General features: G+C 64.1%; 1 pseudogene. It reads left to right on the top strand.

The features are described 5' to 3' along the window. Window positions 1–382 (top strand): annotated as a pseudogene (locus tag Q1B08_RS21755) (transposase); the annotation flags it as partial.

Here is a 382-nt window from a genome sequence, read left to right as displayed (position 1 = left end):
AGGCCATCAGGCAAGCGCGGCGGCCAGCTGGTCTACAGCGACGCCGCGATCCAAGCGTGCCTGACCACTGCCCGATAAGGCATCACGCAGTGATGTCCCGAAAGGGATCAAGGTCTTGTTCGGCCTGCCGCTTCGTCAGACGACGGGGTTCGTCACGAGCCTGCTGAAGCTGGCAGGACTCGACTGGTCCGTGCCCTTCGTCGGACGATCCTTCCACAGGAAGGCTCGCTGATCCTCCTCGGTCCTGACGCTGTGTCGACGGCAGAAGACGCTGGCCGTGCAACTGCCCTGCCGGGGGAGCGGCGGCCCCTTGCACCTGCTGGTCCCCTCTTGTCTTATGCATTTCCCAGCTCCCGGTTTATTTTGGGAGCGGCCACGCGGA

The organism is uncultured Jannaschia sp., assembly GCF_947494025.1.
Lineage (GTDB): Bacteria > Pseudomonadota > Alphaproteobacteria > Rhodobacterales > Rhodobacteraceae > Jannaschia.
The sequence above is the reverse complement of the archived record's forward strand: the minus strand, read 5'-3'. Positions and strand labels throughout refer to the sequence as shown.